This is a genomic window from archaeon, assembly GCA_016432545.1.
GTDB lineage: Archaea > Thermoproteota > Nitrososphaeria > Nitrososphaerales > Gagatemarchaeaceae > UBA183.
Genome location: CP066694.1, coordinates 1,201,342 through 1,224,750, shown reverse-complemented (window position 1 = coordinate 1,224,750; position 23,409 = coordinate 1,201,342). Strand labels below are relative to the sequence as shown.

Genomic DNA, 23,409 nt, shown 5'->3' with positions numbered 1-23,409 from the left:
ATTCTGCGCGTGGGAAATGCTTTTATAGATTTTGGCCTTGATTGACCCAAAATTGGCTCGTCGTGACCTGAAATCGGTCAAGGGCTCCGTGACGGGAGCCGTGAGGGACGAGGTGGACTTCGACTTTTCAGTCCAGGACGCGATAGCCCGGGACTATGCGAACCTCAGCAAGCTCGCCAGGATGCTCGCCCCCAAGGTCGCCGCAAAGACTGGGAGGAAGCCCAGGGAGGTGAGCGAGCAGAGCGTGATCACGGCCCTCAAGCGGCTCAGGGGTTCTTACTCGAGCGTCACGGGGCAGGTGGGGAGCGTGATCGCGGGCAGCGTGGTCAGCGTCCGGACGCACGTTTCGAGGCTCTCGGTCGAGAAGACGAGGAGGACGCTCCAGGCGGTGAGCGCCCTGCTGGCTGAGCACCAGGAGGAGTTCATCCAGGTCTCCGAGTCGCTCTCCTCGATCACTCTGATCTTCGACCAGAGGCTCCACAAGAAGGTGAAGAGGGCGATGGGCGGCGGGGAGCTCCTCGAGGAGGGGGAGGAGTGCGCGGCGATAACGGTCCACAGCCCCAAGGAGATCATTGCCACTCCTGGATGCATCAGCGCGTTCTACGACCAGCTCTCGAGGCGCCACGTGAACGTGGAGGACACAGTCTCCTGCTACACCGACACGATCCTCGTGGTCAGGATGAAGGACGCCGGGAAGGCCTTCGAGGCCCTTACGGAGCTTGTCGTGGAGGAGCAGAGGAAGCTCGGGGACGGGCACGACAGGTAGGGCTCACCGATAAGAAGTGGCAGGAGAGGCAGGGATGGACAGACGATGAAGATGACGGTCACGCAGATGAGCGACGACCGAGACCTGTTTTCGCAGGAGTGGGGACGGCTTAGGGAGCACGTGAAGGCGGCGCAGAGCGACCTGGTCCTGCTACCGGAGATGCCGTTCGATTCGTGGTTCTGCGCGGAGCCGAAGTACGACGCCGGAGTCTGGGGCCGTGCCGTCGAGTCGCATCAGAAGTGGGTCGGAAGGCTTCCAGAGTTGGGAGTGGGCATTGTGCTGGGCTCGAGGCCGGTCGACAGGGGAGGGCTCAGGCTCAACGAGGGGTTCGCCTGGAGGAAGGACGGTGAAACCAAAGCGGTCCACGTCAAGAGCTACCTCCCCGACGAGGCCGGGTATTACGAGGCCAGGTGGTATCAGAGGGGCGACAGGACGTTCAGGCCGTTCGAGGAGGGCGGCGCGAAGATGGGGCTGATGATCTGCAGCGACCTCTGGGCCCTCACGAAGGCGAGGGAGTATGGGAAGCAGGGGGTCCAGATGATCGCTGTGCCGAGGGCGACAGGGCGGGGGAGCGTGGAGAAGTGGGTCACCGGAGGGAAGGCGGCGGCGATCGTATCGGGGGCCTTCTGCCTGTCCTCGAACAGGACGGGCAAGAGGGGAGAGGCGGAGTTCGGAGGGCGCGGATGGGTCGTGGGCCCGGACGGGGACGTGCTGGGGCTCACCAATGAAGAGTCGCCGTTCGTGACAGTGACTGTCGACCCGGCGGAGGCGGACAGGGCCAAGGGCAGGCACCCGAGGGACGTCCTGGGTCCCGACTAGGTCACTTCAGCAGCGAGGAGAGAAACTTGGGTGTGTCGAAGGGGACGAGGTCCTCGTAGGCCTGCCCGACTCCAAGGAACATCACAGGCTTGCCGGTGGAGTAGACTATGGAGAGCGCCGCTCCTCCCCGGACGTCCGCATCGGCCTTGGTTAGGACCGCGCCGTCGAACCCGACGTGCTTGTTGAAGAGCTCTGCCTGGGAGACCGCGTCGTTGCCGGTCAGGGCGTCGGCTACGAAGACCTTGAGGTCGGGTCTTACCACCCTTACTATCTTGGCCATCTCCTCCATCAGGTTCTGGTTGGTCTGCATCCGTCCGGCGGAGTCGATGAGGAGACAGTCGATGTGGTGGGCTTTGGCGTAGAGGATGCCGTCCCTCCCGACTGCGGCAGGGTCCGCCCCATAGCGCTGGGAGACGACCTTGACGTCGAGCCTGTCAGCGTGTTCGGTCAGTTGTTCGATGGCGCCCGCCCTGTGGGTGTCGCCCGCGGCCAGGGCCACGCTGAGGCCCTTCTTCCTGAGGAAGCTCGCGACCTTGGCGATCGTCGTGGTCTTGCCGACCCCGTTGATCCCGAGGAACAGGACAGAGTAGGGCTCGCCGGACTTCTTCTTCTCGGCTACGTTCTGGACCAGGTCGACGGCGCCGGCCTTCGAGAAGGCAGCCTCGAGGACGGTGGAGAGCCTTTCGCCGACGACTTCTGAGGGGTCGGCGGATCGGTCGACCTTGGTCCCGGTGAGGCTCTTCTGGACTTCCTTGGTCAGGGCCTCGGCGACCGACTGGGCTACGTCGCTTTCGATCAGGGAGAGCTGGAAGTTGAACGCGACTTCGTCTAACTGCGCGTCGGTCAACTCCTTCTCGCGGACCGCGCTGGTCACGGCCGAGAAGGCCTGCTTCAGCCTCTCGAACAAAGGCTACTCCTCGTTCTGCTGGGCCATGAAGTTGTTCAGGATCTGCCGGTCGGAGTTGAGCCTCTCGGCGATCTCGTTCCTCTGGCCGGCGATGGAGATGATCGACTTTTCCAGGTCCCTGGTCCTTCCTTCGAGTATCGAGGTCGCCTCGTCTTTGGGCTTCTCGACCACGACCCCAGAGCCAATGCTGATGAGCACCTTGCCGGTCTCCGGCGGGGGAGACCTGAGCATCGCTCCGCCTCCGATCTGGACGAGGACCTCCCCGGCCGGCGCGGCGCCGAGGTTCTTGATCGCGTCAAGGGCGGCGCGGCTCTCGATGAGGGCCCGCTCCAGAAGGTTCTGGCGCGCTGAGAGCTCGTTGAACGTCCCCTCGAGGACCCTTATCTCAACGACCAGGGCGTTGACCGTCTCCTCCGCTGTGGGCTGCTTGCTCAAGAGTGATCGTCTGGGCGAATTTCAGACGCTCAGTGCCCGCGTTATAAAGACAAGTTCAGGTCCGGTCGTCTGGCTCCCGACCACCGCGTTCTTCGAGTTGGCCACGACCCCTGATGCGACGTAGGGGACCCCCCTGTTGACCGAAGTGGGGTAGGCGTCCACGCCCAGGAGGCCTCCGAGGCGCGTTACCTCAGCCTCGTCTAGCCCGGGGTAGACTGCGGCGCCCTTGTTGGTCGCGACGACCAGCGAGCCGACCTGGTAGTACTCTCCGATCGGAGCCTGCTCGACCTCGGTCCCGAGTACGTCCCTGACTTGGGAGACGGCGCGGCCGTCGAGGATCGGGGAGACGATGGCGCGCTTGTCGTTGGCTGCGACCAGGTTGCCCACCGAGGTGAACTTGGAGTCGAGTTTTGAGACGTTGAGGCCGGTTGCTGCGCTGATCTCAGAAATCTCCTCTCCCTCGGCGAGCCTTGAGACGAGTATTCCGTTGCCGTTCATGCATACGAGCGGCCCCAGGAGGCGCGACTCTCCGATCGAGGTGGGGACGGCAGAGACTTCGAGCAGCTCCGAGAGCTTGTCGGACTTTGTCGACGCGAGGCCCTTGGGCACGAGGAGGTGGCGGTCGTTGGCCTTCATGTAGACGCCGATGTTGGGGCTTCTGTAGATGTCTAGCAGGTGCAGGCCCATGCTACGCTCGGTCCGGCTCGGGAGGGAGCTTGACTGTGACTATCCCGTCTTCGTCCCGCTCCATCTCCAGCCTGATCCGCCTGGGAGGGTGCTTGATGCCCCGGGCCCAGAGCACTTCGTTGACCTTTGTGTCGACGCTTACCTGTTTGGCCTTCATGTGGCGGGTGGTGAACTCGCGGATGATGATGATCGCCTTCTTGGCCCTGCGGTAGGGGGGAGCCTCGTAGACTACTCCCAGAGGAACGTTGTACGTCCTTGTCAGCGGCTCGGATTTCTCAGACATTCCCTATCACTTCAGGCCCAGCTTGCGCTGGCGCCATCTCCGCCGCTTCGGGTTGGAGCGGACGCTCCTGTTGGTCCGCTGGATGACCCACGTGGGAACTGACCTTGACTGCTTCCCGGCCTTGATGAGCCTGTTCTTCTTCGAAGTGTCCTTTACTCGCGCCATGCTTAGATCCTCCTGATCTTCATCTCTCGCTTCTTGTCCTGCATCGAAGCGAGCATCTGCTTTACCTGTTCGTCGTCCACGGCCTTCTTGAGGCGGCCGGAGGAGGCGAGCTGAATGACGTACTCTTCTATGGAGGAGGCGAGGTCGGGCCTGACCATCTTCACATTGGCGAGACGCTGCCTGGCCTCGGAGGTGAAGGCCATCCTGAGTGTCGCTTCGCGCATGGCCTTCTTCTCGCCCTGGTCCTTCTCGGGCTGTTTTTGCCCCGGCGAGGACATCACTGGCCGTACCTCGCTAGAGACTTGTTGCCTTCTGCCATGGTAGTGAAAAGCTGCCTGCTCGTCTTGTCCAGCATCGCCCTTCCCTTGGGGGTGAGGATGCGCCCCTTCGAGGTCTTCGCGACAAGCTCCGCCTGCTCCAGCTGGTGGAGGAGCCTTCGGATGGAGGAGCCTCCGGCATCCCTGTGGTGCTTCGGATAGTAGTGAAGTGCCTTGGTGCCGCCGTAGACCCTCTCGAGGTCGGTGAGCCCCACGGGGCCGTGGAGGTAGAGCTTGCGCATCAGGGAGGCCGCCCTGGTGAACCACCAGTCGGCGCTGTTGGGAGGCCTTTCAGCGTGTGAGCCGGTCTTGACCCACTGGGCCCACTCGGGCTGCTGGATGGTGGCGACGGACTTCATCTGCTCCGCTAGGGCGCCAATCAGCTTCGCGGATGGGACGTCTAGTGCGTTGACCATACTGTCTCACGAATTGGAAATCCGACCCGTGCTTTACTGTATTTAAGGCATACCCAGCGATTTTCGATTTACGTGGCCGCAATCGGAGCAGGTTACCCGGAGGATCGGGGGCTTGCCGTGGCCGAGCCGGACCCTTGCGTTGACCCCGGGGACGAGGATGCCCTTGCAGCCCCGGCAGGCGAACCGGCGTAGGGAAGGGTCGAGGCGGATGTTGAACCTCAGGCGGAGCTTGCGGGCGAGGGCGGCCTGCGCCTTCGCGAGCTCGGGGTCGGACGAGGACAGGCGTACGGCCGACTCGGTCAGGAGCCTTACGACCGCTGCGGCGCCTTCCCTGTCCTTACGCTGGGGCTTCACGCGAGGAGCTGCGGGCTGCAAAGAATTAACCCTGCGCTCGCCGGCCTCGCTCCGTGAAGCTCACCTTCGTGCTCGCGGAGTCTGCGCTGGAGCTGGTCCCCGAAGGCCTCAGGAAGCATCCGGCGGTCGCGAGCGATTCGAGGAGGAGGGGGGTAGAGGCGGGCGGGATCCTCCTTGACAGGAGCTTCCACCACGCGGCCATGGAGAAGCTCAGAGACGGGGAGAAGAGGGGGAGGCCTGACCTTGTGCACGCGGCAGTCCTGAGCGTCACCGGGACGCCGCTGTACCTGGACGGGATGGTCAAGTTGTACGTCCATACCTACCCGGACATCGTCCTGGAGATCGCAGAGGAGACGAGGATTCCCAAGAGCTACGAGAGGTTCAGGGGGCTGATGGAGCAGGGGCTGCGCGAGGAGGCAGGCGGGGGACTGGTCAAAGCCAGGAGGATGGGATTCGAGGAATTGGTTAGAGATGTCAGGGCGGGCGCGGTCATCGGCTTTTCTGTTCGAGGGAAGGCCACGAACCTGGAGGAAGTCGGCGAGAAGGTCTCGGGCTTGAAGAATCCCTGTGTGGTGATCGGGGGATTCCCGCACGGGCACTTCGCCGACTCGACGGCCGCCACGTTCGACGAGGTGCTCAGGATCGACAAGAGGCCGCTGGAGGCGCATGTCGTGGCTTCGAGGCTCGTGTATGAGATCGAGAAGGCTTCGTCGCGAATGAACGATTAAAAGGACTCGGCGAGGCTCGGGGGGTCGTGCGGTCGTCGTCCAGATCTCTTTGAGAGGAAATTCTGGTCTAGGACATAAGCCCTCCAAGCTTGTAACCCGGGTTCAAATCCCGGCGACCGCACACCTATGTAGTCTCAAATCGCTGAGCTTATGAGATGCTTACTGTATCTATCCTGTATGCAGTCGACCAAGGCAATAGCGTTCGATGGAGACTCCGTCCAACAGTTCTTGAAAGGCTTCAGGACTGAGGCTTTCAGATAATCGTAATCCTGAACACTGCAACAACCGAGGCGAACTCCAGTATCGCTATGGCGAATAGATATGGTAGGACTCCCTCCGCAAAGAAGGACGTCATGGTGAAATAGGCAAAGACTGTCATGGCGTTCTGCAGAAATAGCGCAGCGGCGAAGATCAGGAGACCGGCGGTATATACGGCCCTGCTCCTGCGGAAAATCTTACCGTAGAGGTAAAGCAACCCCAAAAGAAGTGCAGTGTTTAGTGCTGCAAAAAGAATCGCCAGATCCATGAGCAGGACCATCTTCTTTCAACGATGAGACACCTCCATCGCGCTTAACTCTTTGTCCAAATCTGTTCCAATTCGATTAGGCTCGTCCAATGGATAAATAGACTGGAACTGAATAAACTACAATGCAGGACGACCCGGAGCTCCGAGGCCTGCTTTGGTTCCTTCTGGGGGGCACAAGGGGAGGCGAGAACAGGGCTAGGATACTCCAGAAGATTCGGGTCCGTCCCAGCAACATGAATCAGTTGGCCAACGACCTCGATCTTCAGTACAAGGCTGTCCAGCATCACATCAAAGTGCTTCATCGGAGCTCGCTCCTCATTGCGAGCGGTGAGAAGTACGGAATGACATATTCTCTAAGTTCCTGGATGAAGGGACATGTTGACATCTTTGACGAAATATGCACAACGCTCGGATTCAAGCCCGAAGAGCACGCATGACCACTCAAGTCTGACGTTAACGCAAGCTACACCGGGAATCCAACGCAGGACTTGGTCGGAAGGACGAGCGAAGCCGTAGCCGAACAGTTACTCGGTAGATTGGTAGGAGATTTGGAATTGAATTGGAGCTAAACTGGACAAATCGCCAAATAGCTTAGAGCTGTCGCTCACCTCATGAAAACAAGATTCGGTGGGTCAATAGTCGCTCTCGCAGTCCTTGGAACGCTCTTCGCTCTTCCAATAAGTGCGACCTTCGCTGCCCAGCCAGGATTCGTCTTTCCAAGTGGATGTTGTTACCACGCGGGCACCATAGTCCGCACCGTAGTACCCCCTTCCGCCTTTCCCAATACGGGCATCGATAATTTCTACGGCGTCCCTGGTCAAAAAGGCGTCGTCGCGGTCGCTCCGGGCGATGTGGGCTATCATGGTGGCCACTGGAAGTTCTCTTCAGTAACCTGGAACGTGTCGCCTTATCTCTTGACATCAGAGGCAGCGGTTCTCGCAGCCCAAGTGGCAGGAGACGTGACAGTCACCGCCGTACCAGCAAACGACTTCCTCTGCCCCATTCAGCCATAAGACAAGCCGACAGATCGTGACCTGTGAAAGGGCTGGGCGAACTCCAGCCCGTTCTATCTCTTTCTGAGTTAGATTTTGTCCCTGACTGGCATTGCACCGAGTGGCTAGGTGCCGGTCCGGTCCTCGGCCAAAGGGCTTAACGCTGACCCGCAGCAACAAACCAAGAACTCGTCGACGATCAGAACCCAAAGGGCTTCAATCCCGGCAGCGGCATGATACCAGAGGTTAAGATGCGGCTTTGAGCACAATTTATAGTGCTGAAATCCCACCCCCGCACTGCAGATAGTTCCAAAAAACGCTTGTCTCATTGGGGAATTTTAGAGCACATATGAAGTCGGAAATCCCGTCGACAATACGTCTCGACAACACCCGTTCCTCTGGGAAAACTTGAATATGACCGGACAAGAAACTCAACCCATGGAGTCCGTTGTCAGTCGCAACCTGGGCCTCATGAAGACCCTCGACGATGCCTGGAACGCCGGACCTGGAAGCCCCCTCTGGGAGACCTTCAGGAAGCGTCATGCCGAAGACGTAGCCGTCTATTGGCCTGGCGGGTCCCCGCCTACAACGGGGCGACGCAACCACGACCTTGAAGCCGTAGAATTCTTCAAGACCTTTCCCGACAACCATCTGATCAACAACCCCTACAAGATCTTCTTCGGCCAGGGCGATTACACCTGCACTGTAGCTGATTTCTCTGGAACCATGAAAGGCCCGATGAAGACGGCTGATGGCAAGATGATACCTCCGACGAACAAGAGCTTCCTTGTCGAATTCTGTACGATCGCCCACTGGAGTGAAAAGGGAGAGATTCGTGAAGAGCGGCTCTTCTATGATCTAGTCGGATTGATGAAACAGATCGGCTTGTCCTAGGTCCTAAGACTCTCAATCAGGAACTCCTCTTCTCGACAGACTTTGAACGCCGGCTAGTCCGTGATCGAATCAGGGCGTTTGAACGGAGATAGAAAAAAGCCTGAGTGGCGTCATCACAATCCGATGCTCTTCAGCAGGAGGCCCATCCTTGGATCTTGCGCGATAGAGTCGAACATCGGCTCTGAATAGAACTCGGGGAACGCACTGCTGTGTTCTGTCGCTGCTTTGCCCAACCACTCGAAGGCCCGGTCAGTGTCCCCCATGGCGGCGTAGATGCCTCCAATCGATGTGGACGGGACGTATCCACCAGCAGCATCACCCAACAACTTCTCCAGGATCTCCTTGGCGTCTGACTTCCTGCCAGCCTCAGCGAAGGCGTAAGCCAGGCCAGTCTTGGCGGCGACATACCCGGGAGAGAGAGCGTCAGCTGCCGTGACTTCAATCAGGCCTTCTTTCGTCGAGGACCTCCTAACCAGTGCCACTCCTAGAAGTAGGTGCGCATAGGCGAAGTTCGGGTCTATCTCCAACGCCTTCTGATACTGCCTAATCCCATCTTCCTCGCGCCCTGAGATGAAGAGAACCCGGCCCAAGTTCGTTGCTATCACCGCGGCGAATGGGTCGAGTTCCTGCGCCCTGGTCATCTCCATGATTGCTTCGTCCCATCTCTTCTGCGCAATCAACAGATGGACAGCGTACCAGTGATGGGCCGTCACGTAATTTGGATTGAGACTCAGAGCCCTCTTGTATTCTCCCTCTGCACCCTTCCAGTCCCAGTCCAAGATTGCAAGCGCCATGGCCATCGAGGTGTGCGCCTCAGCCAGCATGTCGTTGATCGCGAGCGCCTTGGAAGCGAATTCTTTCGACTTGGGCCATGCGATGCTTGGATGCATGAATCCCCAGTTCTCCATGAGGTGATAGCAGTCAGCCAGGCCTGTGTAGGCAGCCGCGTAGTTGTGGTCGCGTTCTACTGCGGCTTCGAAGTACTTCATTGCTCTCTCGAACCCCTGGCGAGTCCTTTCGTTGACATAGTTCCGGCCTTTCAAGTAGAGGGTGTAGGCCTCAGTGCTCTCGGATCCTTTCTTCTCGATGCTCTCCTTTTCGCTTGCGAGAAGCTTGACCTGCAGGGCTTCCGCTACCCGTTTGGCGACGTCCGTTTGAATCTCGAATATGTCATCGAGATTTCGGTCGTAAGTTTCTGCCCAAACGTTGCCCTCGGTGTTCACATCTAACAGCTTGACCGTAATTCTGACCTTGTTCCCGGCCTTCCTGACGCTTCCCTCGATGAGGCTCCCAGAGTTGAGCTCGCGCGCGACTTCCCCGACGCCCTTCGTCGAATTCCTGTAACGCATCACCGAGGTCCTTCCGATCGTGGTGAGCTGCCCGATCTTCGAGAGAGTGGTGATGAGTTCCTCAGTCATCCCGTTCGCGAAGTAGGCATCGTTTGGGTCAGGACTCATGTTCTCAAACGGCAGGACCGCCACTCTTCTCGCATCGAATCGGGAAGCGCCCTTCTGCCTGGGGTCGTCCCATGGCATGGACATCTTGAACACCTCCATCGGTTCGACTACGTTCTTCAGGGTCTTGAGCCCGAGGCTCACCAGCGGGAGTTCGAATTTGCCCTGGACGCTGTCAGAGACCTGACGTGTGATGCAGACTCCGCCATCCTCTGCGAAGGGTTCAATCCTGGAAGCAACGTTGACTGCGTCCCCCGAAATGTCACCGTCAGACTCCACCACGTCGCCGAGGTGAACGCCCACCCTGAGGTGGATTCTTCGGTCTTCGGAGAGGGAGAAGCTGAACTCCTTGGCTGCTCGCTGTATGTCGTATGCGCATCTCACAGCTTCAAGTGCGCTCGGAAACTCGATGAGGAACGCATCCCCCATGGTCTTCACTTCCCTTCCGTCGTGCCTGCTTAGAATGGGCCTGATCAGCCTCCTCTGTTCGTCGACCATCGCCAGAGAGAGTGACTCGTTCCTTTGGCCAAGAGCGGTGTAGCCTACCATGTCGGTGTACATTATCGCGGCCAGTCTACGCTGCCCTTGGGACAAGTCCCTAGTCTCAAGTTCCTCTTTTGCTGGCGATAAATCCCTTGTGGGAACGGAAGCCGCGCCGACAGAATACCTACCTAGTTCCCCGGGTTCTCGTTCCTGCGGGCTTCAGAACTGGCTGAGGAATCCCAGGACGCAGGCGCAATAGGCCGGCGAGTCGACGATTGTTCCGTGGGAAGTTCCTGCTATCTCAGTTACGGCACTTTTCGGAACCAGCAAGTGAAGATGGTCGACTACTCGCTTGAGGAGCGGTGGCCCAAGCTCGCTCTTCATCAGCAACGTGGGAGCGTTCAACCCGGCCACCTCTTCCCTCTTGATGCCGTCGAAACCTCCCTTCAGATCTTCGAACATCGCTCCGGAATTAACCATGATGGCCTCCTTGATTTCCCCTGGGAGAGAATCATAGACGTCACGGGACCCCTCTAGGAATCCAAGAAGGGCCCTGGCAGCGTCTTCAGGTTTCCCTTCTTTGTAGCACCCGAGTACTGGCTTCAGGACGTCGTTTTCGAAGTGCTCTAACTCTGCCCTGTCGCTATCGTTCTCCATCAGTAAGGGCAAGATCGGCGGCTCGTCGATTGCGAGGGAACGGACCTTGTCTGGGTTGTGGAGAGCGCAGTGCGCCGCAACGTATGCACCATAGGACTCTCCGACCAGGTGGACAGGGCCCTCGGACAGCTGCGAAATCAGAGCTGCTAGGTCTGCTGAATGCATCGGTATCCCCGATGCGTCTTTCTGAGGGGCTTCGTTCGGGAAGGCACCCCGACGGCTGTATGAAATTACTTTGAACTTTGGGGAGAGGGCCCCGGACAGGACGCCCCAGAGCCTGTAGTCAGCCAGGCCGCCGTGGACAAGCACTACTGTCTGACCGGCACCACTTTCGACGTAGTGAAGGGTTGCGTCGGCGAGTTGAATCTTCGGCATGCCTGGACTCTGCGATCCTTTCCTTCAGGGCTCGGGCGCGGGAGCACAATTAAGGCTATTAGAATTTCTCCGAGACCTACGGAACGTTTGGCGCGAAGGCGAGTTGTCTTGACCGATATCCACAAGTCTTATCGTGAACACTCCTATGCCAGACAACCATGCCAATCAAGACGCCGTTCCTGAAGCTTCCTGAAGAAGGCAGGTCGTTATCGCTGGGAGGGTTGGGCGTGATCTTCAAGGTCCTACCTCAAGACACGGGCGGAGCACTTGCGGTCGTCGAGCATCCTATAGAAGCGGGTAGGCTGGTCAGGCCGCACATCCACACCCGCGAAGACGAAGTCTCGTACACTACCAAGGGGGAGGTCGGCATCAGAGTCGGTGAACTAGAGTCCAAGGCGGGACCCGGCACTTGGGTGTTCAAACCCAGGGGCGTCCAACACACCTTCTGGAATGCTGGAACGGAGGAGGCGAGACTCATAGAGATCATAACGCCAGGGGCGTTCGCCAACTATTTCGAAGAGTTGGCAGGAATTCTCAATAAGGGCGGGCAGCCCAATGAAGCGAAGCTCGCTGAGCTTCGCAACAGGTATGGACTGAGTTTCAGCTCAGAGTGGGTTCCGACATTGAAGGCAAGATTTGGCCTCAGGTTGGTCGGCGAGGAAGGATGAAGGGGACCCCCAGGTCCTTGATGATCTTGACGAACCTAGGGAAAAACCTGAGCTATTGGAACCGTCAGCCCTCGGACAACTGGAGCAGGTCTCTGACGAGCTCGTCCGGCTTCGTTATCATGGGCCAGTGACCCGATTCGATTATCCTCTTCGGACCGTCGAGTTCCTCCTTCAGGATCTCCTCTAAGCTGTCACCTCCGAGGGTGCAGAAGATGTAGGCCTTCTTCACCGAGTCAAGGGCGGCTGAGATGGTGATGGGGTCGCCAGCGTACCTCGTGGGCCAGGGTGTTGCCTTGGACCGCAACCACTCGAGGTCTGCGCCTTGCACGTCCTTCCCTATGCTATTGAGGATCTCATCCGTGAGAGGGATCGTCAGTCCTGCGCCGGCCGCATCGGTGAAACTCCCCTGTGGCGTCCCGACCTTCTGAGGCCGGAAGGCGTCTAGGTAGAGAAGCAGCCTCACCTTCTTGGGCACACGGTCCGCCACGGACGCCACCACTTTCCCGGCGAAGCTGTGTCCGACCAGGACGAAATCTTCGAGGTCGTTGTACTCTATCAGGTTCAGTACGTCCTGAATCGCTGTCTCAATTCCGACGTCCTTGGAAACGAGGTGGACCCTATCTCCCATTCCAGTAAGAGTGACGGGGACCGCTTCGTGCCCCTTTTCCTTGAGCATGCGAACAATCCTCTCCCAGACCCAGCCTCCCAGCCAGGCCCCGGGCACTAAGACAAACTTTGTCATGGCGAAGTTGCGAAGTCCGGAACGGGAAGGCCTAGGTAGTGTTCTTATGGATTCTGACCCCAACTCCATGAGATGGGGAGTCGTTCCTGAAAGTGAAACCGTTGACCGTCCTTCGAGAACTTGAAGGTGCTTCATATTGGGTGACTGAAGACCCGGATGAGATTGGACGGCTCATGGTCATGAACATCCAAAAGGAGTGGGAATTCGACCTATCCCTCAGCGAGTCAGAGGAGACACGGGACTGGCTCGACGGCCTAGCAAAGAGGACTTGGAGACTGGACGTTGTCGAGCTTGATAGGATCCGGCTGGACCCGAAGACGATGGATTACGCCAATCCCGCCCTCGACTACAACTTCAGGAAGAGACTGGCAGAACGGAAGGACGAGCTCAGGCGCGCGATGGTCAAGTTCGGAACGGTCATCTCGCCCCTGATCATCAGGGCCGAGGACGACACCCTGATGGACGGCTATTGCCGCTATCACGTCCTGCTGGACATGAACGTCAGCAAGACCTTCGCCTACTTTGGGACCAAACCCTAGCTGACTCCTCCTTCTTGCCTGGCGGTCTGGAGCTCTAATACCCCTCGATTGATTGCCGTTGCCGACTGAAATGGCGGACACTACTCCTGCGGAGACGGGAAAAGCAAAGTCGGCCGATAGGTGGCTGCTCCCTGTACTGGGCCGCGCGGTCGTCATTGCGGGCCTCGCCGTCAGTGCGTTTGACATAGTGATCCTCCGGCACGGGAGGTTCATCCCCGGTGCTTTCGAAGGGCTTGGACTCGCCTTGTTTGTTGCCGGGATAGCCATCTACGTAGCCGCACGTCTGACCCTTGGGAGGTTCTTCTCGGAGACAGTGGAGATCAAACCTGGGCACAGGTTGATCATGCGCGGGCCTTATCGCTACATCAGGCACCCAATCTACTTGGCCGTGATCCTCTTCGCGTTCTCGATTCCCACCGTCCTTGGCAGTCTCTACGGCTTCGTGACCATACTGGCGTTGATGCCGATGCTGATCGTCAGGGTCAGATTTGAGGAGAAGGTCCTTGCTTCCACCTTCGGGCAGGAATACGTGGAATACGTCCGTAAGACAAAGCGGCTGATACCCTACATCTATTGACTCTGAGTCCGGAGGTCCCCTTTGGATATCAGTTCGAGAGGTTGAGCGTGCCTGACATCTTCATGACTCTGTAGCAGTTCAGAGTCACCCACTTGCTCGGCTGGTCCAGCTCCTCGATGGGAGCCAGGGCCTTGCGCTTCCCGTCAATCCTCTCCCTGCTCCAGTCCCCCTCCAGCAGCCACTTCCCGTCGGGAGCCCGCTTCGAGAGCATGAGATGCGCCGCGGCCTCCATTCTCTTGTCGCCGGCGTAGCCGAGGCGGCTCAGCACCCTGAGCGCGTGCAGGACGTCATAGTAGTAATACATTGGAAAGTGGAACTTCGTGACGGGGTTCCCTGGGAAGACCTTGTCCAGGCCCCGGAACTCTACGGGCTTCCAGTCGCGATGGGATTTGAAGAGGTGGTGGGCCAGGAGGAACTCTGCCCCGCGCTCGACCGAGTCCTTCATCTTTCTCGTCCAGAAGGGGCGCGGGATCTCAGAGTAGGCCCACAGCGGCTCGATGGTAGACATGAACGAGCTGTGCGTCGGCTTCTGCATCGGGTAGTCGCAGTTCCAGCCTCCGTCCTTCTGTTGGTCCTCAGGCATCCACTCGATGGCCCTCTTGACCCTCTTATCCCCGAGGTACCCGAAAGCGATCAGCGTCCTCACCATGTTCCCAGTGAGGCACGGCTCCGCGTCCCTCTTTGACTTCGGGTGCTTCGCTTGGAAGCGCTTCTCCTCGAGGACGCTCGGACATGCGAAGGCGCCGTTGTCCATCTGGTGCTGGTCCAGGAAGCGCTCGACTGCGCTTTCGATCCACGGCGTCCTTGGGGCGCCCATCTCGCCGAGCAGCTGCAGCTGCCAGACGGTCGAGGTGAACTTCGGGTTGTAGCAAGTGTCGTCAGGGGCCCAGTAGCCCTTGCCCTTCTGGGCGGTCTTGAGTTTCTGGATGGGCCTGTAGGAGAGGATCCGGCTCTTCGCCTCCTTCACCTCTTTGTCGTTCTGGGGCTTCCCCAAGACGTCTGTGAGGGTGAACATCCTGACTGGAGGGTTCTCGGGCTCTAGGAGCCAGGAGACGGCTTTGCTTACCAAGGTCTGAGGGTTCAGGAAGGGGTCTTAATCTCCTTGACTGTAGCGCGTCACCTGCTCGTGGGCGTCTGCGAGCGTAACTCTTTATTCGAGGAAGTGGGCTTTCGCCCCCGTGTTGGCGAAACATGTTCCCGAAGGCTTCCACACCCTGACGCCGTATCTGCACGTCAAAGGGGCAGCGGCCCTGATTGAATTCCTAGGTCGGGCGTTCGGGGCCGAAGAGGTCAACCGGGTCTCGAAGCCAGACGGGACAGTGGCTCACTCTCAGGTCAGGATAGGCGACTCGATGCTCGAGCTGAGCGAGGCGCATGGCAAGTGGCAGCCGATGCCCTGCGCTATCCACCTCTATGTGAGCGACGTCGACGACGCCTACAGGCAGGCGATAGGGTCTGGAGCCGAGTCTCTGTACGAACCTATGGACCAGGACTACGGTGACAGGGAGGCCGGCGTCAAGGACGTGGCGGGGAACGTGTGGTACATCGCGACCCGCAAAGGCGCCTAGGCAGTTCTGGGTGGATTCAGGCCGTTAGCGCTTCAATCGATTGGTAGCACTTCATCGCGTCCTTCGATTCGACGATTACGATGGCGTTGAGGGTCGCAGTGATGTACTCGATGATGTTGACCCCGCTCGCTGCGAGCGCTTCGGTGATCGTCGCCGCGACTCCTGGCACCCTGAGGGCCTCTTCCGCGAAGGAGATTATCACCTCCGATAGGTTCTCCATCACCCGGAGGATGTCCTTCTTGGCGACCATGCTGACCAGCTTCGACTGGTTCTTCGCGTCGACCACAACAGAGACGGTCTCCAGGGCGGAGACCATGTGAAGAGTCTCGCCACGCGAGAAGTCGACCTCTCCACCGAACTTTGCAAGGGCCGAGGCGTTCTCGGGAGAGTTGAGCAGCACGATGTCGACGATCTTGTTCTTCAGGACCATCTTTGAGATGTACCTGCTCTTCCAGACTCCCCGTTCCGCCGGCTTGCCGGGCGTGGGAGTGTACTTTCTGACCAGGCTCACCGCAGGCTTGCTCTGCGCGTGGGGCTGGATCTGCTTGGTCCAGGGCAGCAGGACGCAATAGACGTCCACAGGGAAGGCTACGTTCTTCAGGTCCTGCGACTCGAGCTTCGCAAGCGGGTAGCTGATCTTGTTGCGCACCTGGTCGTAGACCTGTTCTGAAATGCAGATGTCACCGCCGTGCGCGAGAGGCTCGATCCTGGAGGCGATGTTGACTGCGTCTCCGAAGACGTCCCCGTCCTTCTCCACGACGTCGCCGACATGGATCCCCACCCTGACCTCTAGTCTCTCCTTCCTGAGCCTTGGGTTGTCGTGGATGGTGTTCTGGATGTCGACGGCGCATTCGAGTGCTTCGAGAGCGCTGTAGAACTCGACGAGGAAGGCGTCCCCCATGGTCTTGATCTCCCTTCCTTGATGGAGGGCAAGCTTGCTGCGGATGAGCCTACGATGGATCGCCAAGAGCCTGAGCGCCCTGCGCTCGGCCTTCTGGGTGAGGGCGGTGTACCCGACGATGTCTGTGAACATGATCGCCGCCAGCCTTCTCTTGGTCCTGGACAACTTCTTGGGGCGACCCGCGGCGGTGCGAATAAATCATTTACGGAAGAAGTCGACGAGAAGGCAGTCGTTTACCCCGAAAGTGCTCTCAGCCAGCCCGAACTTCTGAAGGAGTCTTCGGTACTAGACCTTCAGACCCGAGTCTCTCGACTCTGCTTCGACGACCTTCATGTAGCCGTCGAAGATGTGGCTCATCTCTGCCTCGAACTGCTTGCGGAAGAGCCTTCCGAGGACCGCAGCTGCGAGTCCCTTCGCATCCATGACCATCGTCAACCGGGTCCCGCCCGGAGTCTTCTCGAGGTTGATGGTCTCCATGCTGCCTTTGCCGTTGCCCTCGGTGATGGAGTGCTCTATCTTATCGGGCGGAGAGAGAGTCTCCTTCATCTTGTACCTGAAGCTGCGGCCCGCCCACTTCTCCTCACAGAGGATGATTCGGGAGGAACCTTCAGCTCCGACCACTTCCATTTTCTTGAAGATGTCGGGAAAGAGTTCGGGGAACTTTTCCACGTCGGTGAGGCTCTGAAAAACCCTCTCGGGGGGAGCCTGAACTTCCTGCGTTCTGGTGAATCGTGCCATGTCTCCGACTGTCCTGCGCCTGGGTAATGTAGCTTGGCGCAGTGAAGCGGTTAGAACGGGGAGCCTATCCTTTTTACTACCCATTTCTGCAGAGGTTCGTAGGATTTGGATACCTCTGATGCCCGCCTGTTCTGCCTGCTCAAGGACTGCTACTTTGAGCCGACTTCCGCATCCGTGAGAAGGCCTGGGCCCAGGGAGGTCGCAAAGATGGTCCAGATGGACGTGAGGACGGTCAAGGCCAGGGTCAGGAACTGGGAAAGGAGCGGGCTCCTCCAATACTATCAGGCGATCCCCAACTATCGGCTCTTCGGGATCAGGTCGACCTCGTTCATGGTCGAGATGGCAGACCCGAGTGAGAAGGAGGCAGCTTTGGGGAAGATCCACCTGATCGATGGCGTCACCTCGGTCTTGGACTTCCTTGGGGACAAGATCCTGGTCTGGCTCGTGTACGAAGACGAGGACCAGCTGGCGAAGAGGCACGCCCTCCTTGAGGAGGTGACGAAGAGCAGGAAGATTCAGAGGTTCCTGGACGAGCCGTTCGGCCCGGTCGAGACGCAGCTCTCAGGCCTGGACTGGCAGATTCTGGGTGCGATGAGGAGGGGAGCGATGAAGCCCATCGGGAGGATTGCGGACGAGCTTGGCGTGACCAGAAAGACCGTCAGGGCGCACCTCGAGAAGCTAGTCGCCTCTAACGCGTTCTTCGTCAGGAGCATCTTCGACGTGACAAGGGTCAAAGGGCTCATCTTCTTCGGGATCGCGGTCGCCCTTGAATCGGAGCTGAGGGAGGAAGCGATCAAGGAGCTGGACCTGGTGGTCACCTGTTCGGTGAACTGTTTTGTGAAGATGGTCACTCGCTCAGGGAGCGTCTTCCTCGCGATGTGGGCCGAAGACCTGGAAGGCGTGGAGAACTCGATGCTGTCGGCCAGAAGGATTCGCGGCGTCAAGTCGGTAGAACTCATGCTGTACAAGCGGGTCACGGAGTATCCGCAGTTGGTCGACGGCCTGATTGAGCGGAAGGTAAGCGAGGCAGCTCGGGCAAGGGCACCTGTTCCACTACCTAGGAGAGGAAGGGTTTGACGAACAGGGTTTGGGTCGGCGTCTCGGGGTTCAGCTACGCTTCATGGAGGGGGAAGTTCTATCCCGAAACGACCAAGAGCGAGGAATTCTTGCCGTTCTATTCCAAGAATCTGCGGACCGTCGAGATCAACAGCTCGTTCTACGCTCCGCCCAGAGCAGAGGTGGTGAAGGGCTGGGGCGAGAAGGTCAGCAAAGAGTTCAGATTCTCCTTCAAGGCGCCGAAACTGGTTACGCACACCCTGAAGCTCGGGAAGGGCTCCGCAGAGGCTTCCGAGAGGTTCTCTGCGACCTTGGAGGAGCTGGGGGAGAAGAGAGGGCCTGCCTTGTTCCAGCTTCCACCCTTCTTGAAGCAGGACCAGAAGCTCCTGGAAGGATTCCTGACGGAGACCTCGAAGATCAAGGGCCGGGTCTTTGAGTTCAGGCACGAGTCATGGCTCCAGGACTCCACCTACGAGCTCCTGGAGAAGCACGGGGCTGGGTTCTGCGTGGCGGAGACGGAGGACTTGGCGCCGGTCTTGAAGGCGACGGGAGGGCTCGCCTACTTCCGCCTGAGGCTGGACTCGTACGATGCGAAAGCAGTCGACGCCTGGGCCGGGAAGATCGGGAAGTTGGTCAGAGGCCTTCCTGAGGCCTTTGTCTATCTCCGGCACGACGAGACGGGAGAGAACGCGGTACTCGCGAAGAGGCTGGCCGAGAAGTTGTCGGTCTGAGGCGCAAGAATGGGGAAGGGCCCTGGTCAGGGCCCAATCAGGCGGCTAGTGGAGTGGTGTTGGGAACCCGTTGTCCGGGCAGGAGCTGATCGGGGGGATACCCTGCTTGTGGGCAAGGATCTCCTCATCGAAGCCTCCTGCGGAAAGGGCGCTCGCGATCGAGCCAACGAATCCCGGTGAGATCTTGGTGAAGCTGCTGATGTCCTTCCCAAGGCAGTTTGCCTGGACGGGCGTAGCAGCGAGTGTGTGTGGTGTGAGTGAGAGTGCGACGAGTGTCGCCCCTAGTGCTAGGAGCGCAGTCATCTTCATTCGGCTGGATGTTTCCATGGCTTCTCGATGTGCCCCGGCTGATATCATACAGGCGGGAGAGGCGCACCCGAAAGCGACAGAAACAGGCCCGCTATTGGGGACGTTTTGGGTTGACGTACTTCGTGAGATAGTATGCCCGCAGGAGCGCCCACACAACGCCGCTGCCGTACCCGATCCCGCCGAAGAGCCAGGACCATGGGGAGCTGACCCCAAGAGCGACGATGAAGGTCGACCCGAAGGAGGTCATAATGAAGATCGACGCCAGTCCGACGAGCACGCGGACCCTGGCGATCCTCTGAAGTTTCTCCTCCACGGTGAACAGGGCGAGAGGTATGGTGGCGAGGATGACATACGACATGAAGAGCATGATCAGCGTGGCGAAGAGCATCAGGGCTATCGACACGGCGAGCGCTCCCTCGACGATCCCTGCCGTCCCTGAGAGTAGGCTCAGCTTGATGATGGGGACGTTGAGCGAGAGCGTTATCATGGTCGCTCCGAGGAGGAAGCTCGTGATGATCGTCAGCCTGAAGCTAGCTGCCTCGACGTCTATGCGGGGCTGCTCCATCTAACCGGTCACCGCGACGGTCTCGTATTAAGAGCGCCGGAAAACAAAGGGAGGGGTCTACGCCCGTTACTTGACTGCGTAGACCTTGTACGTGAATTCGCCGGTCGCGAAGTTGTCGAATCCTTCGGACCAGCCCTTGGTGTTGTTGAGGAAAGAGAGTCTCTGGGAGGGTGTCTGGAAGGTGAGGTTCTCTTCGATGCGGAGGATCGGTGCAGGGTCGACGCCCTTTGCGGTCGCCTTGCCCCAGACGAAGATTGGCTCGCCGTTGCTGAAGATGATGCCTCTCACGTCTGCCTCGACGGTGCCGTCGGGCTTCATGAGGGCGTTGTGTGTGGTCATGCGCAGGCCTGAGACCTTTCCGCTGACCTTACCGGCCAGCGTGACGTCGAGGCGCGCGCCCTGGGCGCTGAATTCCCTGATGTTGACCGATGTGGTCATCTCTTTTCCTTCGTACAGTAGTTCGCCTTTTTCCATGGGATTCAGATACCCTTGCGCTGACATATACGGCGCGGGAGTCGGACGCCCGCAAGACACCAAACGCGGAGTCTCGTTTCCATAAATACGGGAGCACTTCCCGAGGCGGCATGGCTAGCATGTCGACGTGCCCTTGCGGATGGACTGTGATCTCGCCTCAGGGGGAGGGGCAGGCTACGAAGCACACCCGGATTCACCTGACGGACGTGCATCCGGACACCTCCGTCAGCGAGGAAGAGATCAAGAAGATGATAAGGACCGTCTAGGCAGCGATCTTCTCATCGATGAGACGGTCGGCCCAGCTCGGCTTCGGCTCTATCGTTTCCTTGAGGATCAGCAGGTGGCAGTATCTGACGCCCGGTAGCTTTGAGACCGAAAGGGCGGCATCCTCGGGCTCTCCGAGGGTAAAGCCGAAGAGGTTCGCAAGGATGAGGCCGGGCGAGGGAGAGCTTACGTTCCAGAACTTGTCTTCGAACGTCTTCTTCAGTGCATCGAGGAGAGCGCCCTTCTTCGCCTCGTCCATCGAGATCTCGAGCTCGTAAAAGACCAGTCCGGCCTGCTTCTGGGTGTTGACGACGGCCCTGATCAGGAGGGCTCCGTCGTCGAGGAGCTTTTCGATCCTGTACTCTGCCATGCGTGGCGTGATCGAGAGGTCCTTGGCGATGGCTGTTGTTGTCATCCTTGCGTCGTACCTGAGCTCCTTGATCAGCTGCCAGTCGAGCCGGTCAACCCGGACGGTGATGGGGCGCACCTCCCTGAGCCCGAGGCTCATCGGAGTCAGCTCGAACCGTCTCGCGACCTGGTCGGCGACTGCCTTCACGCTGTCTGGGGATTCGCCCGCTAGGTCGACCGAGACCTTGGGGCCGAGGTAGTCTATCGCCTCGACTATCCCCGGAATCTCCGGGACGCTCTGGATCACCTTGTGCTTCGTGTGGATGTTCATCGCCTCGAGCCTGTAGAGCCCGAGGACCTTCTTGTCGAAGAGGGCGAGGCTCGGCATCGCCTGGTAGTACTTGATGAAGCCGTCCTTCTCCATCGCTGCGATCCGGGTCCTGACCGTCTTCTCGTCGAGGCCCAGCTTCCTCCCGATCTCGGTCGGGCTGACGTGGCGCTGCGTGGTGGAGCTGTAACTGAGGTCCCTGAAGGCTATCTCGCAGAAGATCCTGACGTCCTTTTCGTCCATGGGACGGCTCCCGGGGTGGTTTGATAATAAGGAAAGGGCCGGAATAGGAAGGGTCGCTTCATGCGGGGGAGGGGGATTTGCAAAAGTATAATTGTGACTCCCGCGCCTAAATCTGACCCTTGGCAAAGCCAAAGGCTTTGAGCGGAAGTTCGAAGGACGGCGGATTCGACCCCAGCGGTCTCAGCAACGAGATCAGCTATGAGAGAGCCGCGTACTTCGGCCTCGCCTTCCCGAGCCGCGCCGTGAGGCTCGTGGAGAACGCCAAGAACCACTCGCCGAGGCTCCCAACCTCATGCGACGTCTGCCAGAAGATGATCCAGAGCTACCCATTCATAGCAAAGCACCACATCAGCTACAGGAAGTACCACATCACCTGCGCCCTGCGCGTAGGCCTCATCCTGCCGATCCTGGGCAAGGTCTGACCAGAATCCCCCGCCTTTCGGGGACGCTAGGCCTAGTAGCTTCGATAGCCTTACCCATACGACTTCCGCCGGGCGCTTGAATTCTAATATGATTCGATTTGCCGGCTAGTGCAGGCACGTCCGGTTTGCGGAGAATTGCGAGGGTCCTTCAGGCGGTCAGGGATGTCGCGTTGCTGGTCTTCTCCGCGGTGGTCATGGGCTCGACGTACCCGAGGCTCACCGACGAGCCGGTCTTCCTTGTTGTCTTCCCAGTCGCGGCGCTGTTGTTCGTGCTCTCCGTGGTCGACATCGCCCTCGTGGCGAGGAAGTCGGGCCGGAGGGGGTTCTTCTACGCCAACACAGTGGTGCAGATCCCGCTCCTGGCTCTCTTCGCGGCGATCTTCTTGGGACCTCTCGGAGTCGTCTTCTTGGCGCTTGAGATAGCAGTCCTAGTCGCGCTGCGGGAGAAGAAGACGGCCGAGGAGTTGGCTCTGCATCCGCCGGTCCCCATCACGAGGAACTATCGGATTCTTGTCCTCGTCGCGGAGCTCGTGGTACTACTCTCCTTGTTTCTTCCCTTGATCAGCAGGTCTTCGTCTCCTCTTTCGCTTCTCTCAGTCTATTCAGGGATATTCCTGCGCACGGGCCTTCCAGCTCTGATGCTGGCGCCGGCCGAGGTCGGAGCGGCGCTGTTGGCGATCGCCCTGGTCCCTGTCGCTCTCATCGCGGGAGGGCTGGGCCTGTTGAGAAGGAGGCTTTCGTTGCTGGGTGGGATCCTGGCGATTGTCGCAGGAGTCGGGGTGATTGTGGCGCTCGGCGGGGAGTTGGGAGCCTATGCCCTCGCGGCAGGAGGCGCCCTCTACCTCGTCGGATTCTTTGGGTTCAGGCGCGCCCCGTGACGCGCGCGGCCTCGTAGAGGCCCTTTACGGCCCGAGACTCCTTCAGTTCTCTTAGCCTCTCAGCTCTGGGCCGGGACGCGCTCTTCGGGTCTATGTCGGCCATGAGCAGGCCTGCTCCTGGCCCTGCCTTCTTCTCGTCAAGGAGCATGATGTGCTTCTTCTTGTCGTACTTCTGGTCGACGATGAAGGTCATCCCGAGGAACCTCGGTGGCGCGTAGGCGTTCGCGGAGACGATGGGGATTCGGTTCTCCAGAGCACGGGCTCGGAGGTATGCAAGCCACGGCTCTCCTCCCGTCGCCTCGATCAGGGAAGGCACGACGAGGAGTTCGGCGCCCAACAGAGTGGCGGTGCGTGCCGGCTCGGGGAAGACGAGGTCGTGGCAGACGAGGACCCCTACGGTGTACCCGTCGACCTTGAACAAGTGGAGCCCTTCTCCTGGAGAGGCTGCCTTCTTCTCCCTGCGATAGAGGTGGACCTTGTCCTGCGTCGCCAGTATCCGCCCGCGTGGAGAGATCGTGGGGCTGGCCATGAAGACTCTCTTCCCGCGCTTCTGGAAGTTCGCGCCCAGGTTCAGGTAGACCCCGAGCTCCTTCGCCAGCGACTCGAAGCGAGTGTTGATCGGGTCGTCCTCTTCAATGACCCTCGACAGGAGCCAGTGCTCGGGGAGGCAGACGAGCCTTGCGCCCCTCTTCGCAGCAGCCCTGACCAGAGCCTCGGCGGAGTCAAGCGCCTTCTCGGTGTTCTTTGGGTAGAGGCCCAGCTGGACAGCGGCGACCTTCATGCGAAGGGCGGGCCGGGCG

General features: G+C 59.3%; 35 protein-coding genes and 1 tRNA gene. 15 read left to right on the top strand and 21 right to left on the bottom strand.

All coding sequences use genetic code 11. From position 1 onward, the window contains the following. Positions 1-52 precede the first annotated feature (52 nt). Together HY247_06875 and HY247_06870 are read left to right on the top strand one after the other, a co-directional pair. Positions 53-766: an ACT domain-containing protein gene (locus HY247_06875; protein QQG48461.1), complete on the top strand. Its 714-nt coding sequence runs from the start codon at positions 53-55 to the stop codon at positions 764-766. A gap of 45 nt (positions 767-811) precedes the next feature. Continuing rightward, entirely contained in the window at positions 812-1,585 is a 774-nt protein-coding gene (locus tag HY247_06870; protein ID QQG48460.1) for a carbon-nitrogen hydrolase family protein, read from the top strand. 1 nt (position 1,586) lies between these two features. On the opposite strand, the gene ftsY is transcribed toward HY247_06870, so the two are convergent. From ftsY to HY247_06830, 8 genes are read right to left on the bottom strand one after another with little or no spacing between them, the layout of a single operon-like run. Then, positions 1,587-2,492, bottom strand: a complete 906-nt coding sequence (ftsY, locus tag HY247_06865; GenBank protein ID QQG48459.1) for a signal recognition particle-docking protein FtsY — start codon at positions 2,490-2,492, stop codon at positions 1,587-1,589. Positions 2,493-2,495: 3 nt separating this feature from the next. After that, entirely contained in the window at positions 2,496-2,927 is a 432-nt protein-coding gene (gene pfdA, locus HY247_06860) for a prefoldin subunit alpha (protein QQG48458.1), read from the bottom strand. A 21-nt stretch (positions 2,928-2,948) separates the two neighbouring features. Next, a complete protein-coding gene (locus tag HY247_06855) occupies positions 2,949-3,614 on the bottom strand; it encodes a translation initiation factor IF-6 (protein ID QQG48457.1) in 666 nt (221 codons plus the stop codon). A gap of 1 nt (position 3,615) precedes the next feature. Then, the gene (locus tag HY247_06850) at positions 3,616-3,897 is read right to left on the bottom strand and encodes a 60S ribosomal protein L31 (GenBank protein ID QQG48456.1); all 282 of its coding nucleotides are present in this window, start codon (positions 3,895-3,897) and stop codon (positions 3,616-3,618) included. Positions 3,898-3,903: 6 nt separating this feature from the next. Beyond that, complete coding sequence (gene rpl39e / locus HY247_06845) at positions 3,904-4,062, bottom strand: 50S ribosomal protein L39e (protein ID QQG48455.1); 159 nt, start codon at positions 4,060-4,062, stop codon at positions 3,904-3,906. 2 nt (positions 4,063-4,064) lie between these two features. Then, positions 4,065-4,343 (bottom strand): DNA-binding protein, encoded by a 279-nt coding sequence (locus tag HY247_06840; GenBank protein QQG48454.1) that lies wholly within the window; start codon positions 4,341-4,343, stop codon positions 4,065-4,067. After that, entirely contained in the window at positions 4,340-4,795 is a 456-nt protein-coding gene (locus HY247_06835; protein ID QQG48453.1) for a 30S ribosomal protein S19e, read from the bottom strand. The genes HY247_06840 and HY247_06835 overlap by 4 nt, the downstream gene beginning before the upstream one ends. Before the next feature lie 42 nt (positions 4,796-4,837). After that, positions 4,838-5,149, bottom strand: coding sequence for an RNase P subunit (locus HY247_06830; GenBank protein QQG48452.1), 312 nt, complete (start codon positions 5,147-5,149; stop codon positions 4,838-4,840). 53 nt (positions 5,150-5,202) lie between these two features. Here HY247_06830 and HY247_06825 point away from each other — a divergent pair, with 53 nt between their 5' ends. After that, a complete protein-coding gene (locus HY247_06825; GenBank protein QQG48451.1) occupies positions 5,203-5,877 on the top strand; it encodes a ribosome biogenesis protein in 675 nt (224 codons plus the stop codon). A gap of 28 nt (positions 5,878-5,905) precedes the next feature. After that, a tRNA-Gly gene (locus tag HY247_06820) sits at positions 5,906-5,998 on the top strand. A gap of 132 nt (positions 5,999-6,130) precedes the next feature. Here HY247_06820 and HY247_06815 read toward each other — a convergent pair. Next, the gene (locus tag HY247_06815; GenBank protein ID QQG48450.1) at positions 6,131-6,415 is read right to left on the bottom strand and encodes a hypothetical protein; all 285 of its coding nucleotides are present in this window, start codon (positions 6,413-6,415) and stop codon (positions 6,131-6,133) included. 110 nt (positions 6,416-6,525) lie between these two features. Between HY247_06815 and HY247_06810 the strand changes: the two genes are divergently transcribed. Next, positions 6,526-6,840: a winged helix-turn-helix transcriptional regulator gene (locus HY247_06810; protein QQG48449.1), complete on the top strand. Its 315-nt coding sequence runs from the start codon at positions 6,526-6,528 to the stop codon at positions 6,838-6,840. Positions 6,841-7,035: 195 nt separating this feature from the next. On the opposite strand, the gene HY247_06805 is transcribed toward HY247_06810, so the two are convergent. Next, a complete protein-coding gene (locus HY247_06805; GenBank protein ID QQG48448.1) occupies positions 7,036-7,275 on the bottom strand; it encodes a hypothetical protein in 240 nt (79 codons plus the stop codon). A gap of 558 nt (positions 7,276-7,833) precedes the next feature. On the opposite strand from HY247_06805, the gene HY247_06800 reads away from it, so the two are divergent. After that, positions 7,834-8,289, top strand: coding sequence for an ester cyclase (locus HY247_06800; protein QQG48447.1), 456 nt, complete (start codon positions 7,834-7,836; stop codon positions 8,287-8,289). A 113-nt stretch (positions 8,290-8,402) separates the two neighbouring features. On the opposite strand, the gene HY247_06795 is transcribed toward HY247_06800, so the two are convergent. Both HY247_06795 and HY247_06790 read right to left on the bottom strand, forming a co-directional pair. Then, complete coding sequence (locus tag HY247_06795) at positions 8,403-10,337, bottom strand: tetratricopeptide repeat protein (protein QQG48446.1); 1,935 nt, start codon at positions 10,335-10,337, stop codon at positions 8,403-8,405. Between the two features lie 108 nt (positions 10,338-10,445). Continuing rightward, positions 10,446-11,258, bottom strand: coding sequence for an alpha/beta hydrolase (locus HY247_06790; protein ID QQG48445.1), 813 nt, complete (start codon positions 11,256-11,258; stop codon positions 10,446-10,448). Between the two features lie 158 nt (positions 11,259-11,416). On the opposite strand from HY247_06790, the gene HY247_06785 reads away from it, so the two are divergent. Further along, positions 11,417-11,926 carry a cupin domain-containing protein gene (locus HY247_06785; GenBank protein QQG48444.1) on the top strand — a complete coding sequence of 170 codons (510 nt, stop codon included), beginning with the start codon at positions 11,417-11,419 and terminating at the stop codon, positions 11,924-11,926. 64 nt (positions 11,927-11,990) lie between these two features. On the opposite strand, the gene HY247_06780 is transcribed toward HY247_06785, so the two are convergent. Further along, the gene (locus tag HY247_06780) at positions 11,991-12,650 is read right to left on the bottom strand and encodes an alpha/beta hydrolase (GenBank protein ID QQG48443.1); all 660 of its coding nucleotides are present in this window, start codon (positions 12,648-12,650) and stop codon (positions 11,991-11,993) included. Positions 12,651-12,808: 158 nt separating this feature from the next. Between HY247_06780 and HY247_06775 the strand changes: the two genes are divergently transcribed. Beyond that, the gene (locus tag HY247_06775; GenBank protein ID QQG48442.1) at positions 12,809-13,207 is read left to right on the top strand and encodes a hypothetical protein; all 399 of its coding nucleotides are present in this window, start codon (positions 12,809-12,811) and stop codon (positions 13,205-13,207) included. Between the two features lie 70 nt (positions 13,208-13,277). After that, positions 13,278-13,784 carry an isoprenylcysteine carboxylmethyltransferase family protein gene (locus tag HY247_06770; protein QQG48441.1) on the top strand — a complete coding sequence of 169 codons (507 nt, stop codon included), beginning with the start codon at positions 13,278-13,280 and terminating at the stop codon, positions 13,782-13,784. A 28-nt stretch (positions 13,785-13,812) separates the two neighbouring features. Here the strand turns inward: HY247_06770 and HY247_06765 are convergent, their stop codons facing one another. After that, positions 13,813-14,853, bottom strand: coding sequence for a hypothetical protein (locus tag HY247_06765; protein QQG48440.1), 1,041 nt, complete (start codon positions 14,851-14,853; stop codon positions 13,813-13,815). A 109-nt stretch (positions 14,854-14,962) separates the two neighbouring features. Between HY247_06765 and HY247_06760 the strand changes: the two genes are divergently transcribed. After that, positions 14,963-15,352 (top strand): VOC family protein, encoded by a 390-nt coding sequence (locus HY247_06760; GenBank protein ID QQG48439.1) that lies wholly within the window; start codon positions 14,963-14,965, stop codon positions 15,350-15,352. A gap of 16 nt (positions 15,353-15,368) precedes the next feature. Here the strand turns inward: HY247_06760 and HY247_06755 are convergent, their stop codons facing one another. Then, on the bottom strand, positions 15,369-16,418 hold the full coding sequence (locus HY247_06755; GenBank protein ID QQG48438.1) for a hypothetical protein: 1,050 nt from the start codon (positions 16,416-16,418) through the stop codon (positions 15,369-15,371). 120 nt (positions 16,419-16,538) lie between these two features. Further along, the gene (locus tag HY247_06750) at positions 16,539-16,991 is read right to left on the bottom strand and encodes an SRPBCC domain-containing protein (GenBank protein ID QQG48437.1); all 453 of its coding nucleotides are present in this window, start codon (positions 16,989-16,991) and stop codon (positions 16,539-16,541) included. A gap of 105 nt (positions 16,992-17,096) precedes the next feature. Here HY247_06750 and HY247_06745 point away from each other — a divergent pair, with 105 nt between their 5' ends. After that, positions 17,097-18,068, top strand: a complete 972-nt coding sequence (locus HY247_06745; GenBank protein QQG48436.1) for an Lrp/AsnC family transcriptional regulator — start codon at positions 17,097-17,099, stop codon at positions 18,066-18,068. Next, entirely contained in the window at positions 18,065-18,778 is a 714-nt protein-coding gene (locus HY247_06740; protein ID QQG48435.1) for a DUF72 domain-containing protein, read from the top strand. Before HY247_06745 ends, HY247_06740 begins: the two co-directional genes overlap by 4 nt. Before the next feature lie 45 nt (positions 18,779-18,823). Here HY247_06740 and HY247_06735 read toward each other — a convergent pair whose 3' ends face one another. From HY247_06735 to HY247_06725, 3 genes are all read right to left on the bottom strand, one after another. Then, positions 18,824-19,105 (bottom strand): hypothetical protein, encoded by a 282-nt coding sequence (locus HY247_06735; GenBank protein QQG48434.1) that lies wholly within the window; start codon positions 19,103-19,105, stop codon positions 18,824-18,826. A 73-nt stretch (positions 19,106-19,178) separates the two neighbouring features. Further along, complete coding sequence (locus tag HY247_06730; protein ID QQG48433.1) at positions 19,179-19,652, bottom strand: hypothetical protein; 474 nt, start codon at positions 19,650-19,652, stop codon at positions 19,179-19,181. 66 nt (positions 19,653-19,718) lie between these two features. After that, positions 19,719-20,126 (bottom strand): hypothetical protein, encoded by a 408-nt coding sequence (locus tag HY247_06725; protein QQG48432.1) that lies wholly within the window; start codon positions 20,124-20,126, stop codon positions 19,719-19,721. A 119-nt stretch (positions 20,127-20,245) separates the two neighbouring features. Between HY247_06725 and HY247_06720 the strand changes: the two genes are divergently transcribed. After that, the gene (locus tag HY247_06720; protein ID QQG48431.1) at positions 20,246-20,392 is read left to right on the top strand and encodes a hypothetical protein; all 147 of its coding nucleotides are present in this window, start codon (positions 20,246-20,248) and stop codon (positions 20,390-20,392) included. Here the strand turns inward: HY247_06720 and HY247_06715 are convergent. Then, a complete protein-coding gene (locus HY247_06715; GenBank protein QQG48430.1) occupies positions 20,389-21,309 on the bottom strand; it encodes an Lrp/AsnC family transcriptional regulator in 921 nt (306 codons plus the stop codon). The genes HY247_06720 and HY247_06715 overlap by 4 nt on opposite strands. Positions 21,310-21,446: 137 nt before the next feature. Here HY247_06715 and HY247_06710 point away from each other — a divergent pair, with 137 nt between their 5' ends. Together HY247_06710 and HY247_06705 are read left to right on the top strand one after the other, a co-directional pair. Beyond that, positions 21,447-21,731, top strand: coding sequence for a hypothetical protein (locus HY247_06710; GenBank protein ID QQG48429.1), 285 nt, complete (start codon positions 21,447-21,449; stop codon positions 21,729-21,731). 125 nt (positions 21,732-21,856) lie between these two features. Beyond that, positions 21,857-22,609 carry a hypothetical protein gene (locus HY247_06705; GenBank protein QQG48428.1) on the top strand — a complete coding sequence of 251 codons (753 nt, stop codon included), beginning with the start codon at positions 21,857-21,859 and terminating at the stop codon, positions 22,607-22,609. Here HY247_06705 and HY247_06700 read toward each other — a convergent pair. Further along, complete coding sequence (locus tag HY247_06700) at positions 22,593-23,390, bottom strand: carbon-nitrogen hydrolase family protein (GenBank protein ID QQG48427.1); 798 nt, start codon at positions 23,388-23,390, stop codon at positions 22,593-22,595. The two genes, HY247_06705 and HY247_06700, sit on opposite strands and share 17 nt — an antisense overlap. Positions 23,391-23,409 lie beyond the last annotated feature (19 nt).